Genomic DNA, 1,816 nt, shown 5'->3' with positions numbered 1-1,816 from the left:
GAATCGGGCCGGGGTGGTAGACACGATAGTCCTGATAGCCAGCGACACGCCCAGGGGCGGCGTTTCTCACGTCGCCCGCCGGCTGCACGACCGGTTGCGGCGTGGCCTTACCCAGGCAGTACGGCAGGCGCCCCTCGGATGTCACCACAAGCTCGCGCGCGCCATTGCGGATGCGAAGACGGGCGCTCATTTAACGAAGAGCGCGACCGGCTCACCAATACTCACACCATTAAAAATAAACCGTGGGTAGCCCAGGTCGTTATCGTATGTATATGCGAGACCCGACAAATTGTTACCACTGATGGTCAGGACTATCCCGGTCAGCCCAGGCCCCATGCCAGGAAATGAATAGGCATGCACCCCGGACGGCACCGCATAAATCCCCAGGCACACGCCCCCCACTGCCAGACGGGAATCAAATTTGACCCGGCTCGTGCCAGGTTCGCGCACGATCAAGACCTGGTCAGCCATACCGGCCTCCATTTTTGTGATTTTTCATGTAATCGCCGCTCCCAGCTCGATGTACGGCAAAGGATGCGTGCCGTCATAAAAGTAGATGCCTGTCGAGAGCAAATCGTAGCCAGCTGCCCCATCCGCACGACCAGGACTTTGTAAGATTTTGAAGGTGCCGGTAACACCCGACAGTGCGCCGGTGAAGGTGGCGGCACCGGCAATGATCTTGAATTGCGGCGTGTAAATATCGCCGTTCGGATCGAAGCGTGCATATTTTCCTGCAGCGTAATTGCCCATCAGCATTCCAGCCTCACTCAAATGAAAGCCGTAGCCGCCATTGGTCGGCCATCCCCAGGCACCTGATGGATAGCCTGGGCCGCCATGGATGGTGGAGGCCGAGATATCGCCCGCTATCACCTTGCCAAGCTTGGCGATAAGGGCGCCCAGGTTGTCTGCAGCAAGTGACTTTCCTGCAATAGAGCCATCGACCAGCAGATTCCCATTGATCACCGTGCCCGCCTCCAGCCAAGCACCATCAACATAAAACTTCGTCACCGCATGCGTGGTGTCGTACAGCGTCACCATGTCGCGGTTGATCGGCGCGCCATAGCCGGCCTTGCCAATTTCGTACACGGCCGAGGCATCCGACCATGCCGAATAGCCGGGCGCCGTCACCGTGACGGTACCGCGCTGGCCGGATGGCCCGGCTACGCCCTGCCCCCCACGGAACTTCGACCAGGTGTAGTCCGCCTTGTTGGTGCTGGCGGCCGCACTGGGCTTGTTGACGGCCAGGCCCAGGTACAGGGTGCTGTCGCGGGGCGTGTCGTACAGCCCGGTGCCGTCGGCATTGTCCGCATACTTGATCCAGGTGTAAGTAGTCTTGCCGTCCGCTCCGTCGGCGCCCTTCGCACCGTCGCCGCCTTTGATCAGGGACCACGCATAATCTGCCGGGTTGTCGCTCTCGACCGCCGTCGCCTTGTTGTAGGCCAGGCCGATATAGCTCATGTCGACGGGCGAGTCCGAAAAGCCGCCTCCGGCAGCGGTATTGCCATACTTGACCCAGGTGTAGGTCGTCACGCCGTCGGCGGCCAGACGTGCGGCGGCCGACCATTCGCCAGGGGTGATATCGTCGGTTGCCGCGCGCGACGCGGCCGTGGCGCCGGAGGTGAACAGGTAGGCACCGCCTGCCGTCGGCACTTGCGTCGACCAGCCGTTGTTCAAGCCGGCGAGCGCGCCCGATGCAAAGGTGAACGTGCATGCCGCGCTCGGCAGCTCCGGCGCAATATTGCTGGCGCCACGCTGGTAGATGCGCACGGGCGCTACATTCAAGCCATCCATGCCGTTTTGGCCGTTGCTGCCATCG

At 61.6% G+C, this 1,816-nt stretch carries 2 protein-coding genes and 1 pseudogene; all 3 read right to left on the bottom strand.

Annotation, left to right across the window (positions count from 1 at the left end):
* The coding region (locus tag BXA07_RS31185; protein WP_212592402.1) for a hypothetical protein at positions 1 to 190 on the bottom strand (190 nt) is incomplete at its 3' end.
* Positions 187 to 471 carry a hypothetical protein gene (locus tag BXA07_RS29500; RefSeq protein WP_139335867.1) on the bottom strand — a complete coding sequence of 95 codons (285 nt, stop codon included), beginning with the start codon at positions 469 to 471 and terminating at the stop codon, positions 187 to 189. The genes BXA07_RS31185 and BXA07_RS29500, both read right to left, overlap by 4 nt.
* 24 nt (positions 472 to 495) lie before the next feature.
* Positions 496 to 1,816, bottom strand: a pseudogene (locus tag BXA07_RS29495) (hypothetical protein); the annotation flags it as partial.

The sequence above is a fragment of the Janthinobacterium sp. TND4EL3 genome, from assembly GCF_900156175.1.
GTDB lineage: Bacteria > Pseudomonadota > Gammaproteobacteria > Burkholderiales > Burkholderiaceae_D > Janthinobacterium.
This window is presented reverse-complemented; position numbering and strand designations above follow the sequence as displayed.

Coding starts and splice junctions, on each gene's coding strand:
- BXA07_RS29500 (WP_139335867.1), bottom strand. CDS start 471: ATGGCTGACCAGGTCTTGATCGTGCGCGAACCTGGCACGAGCCGGGTC.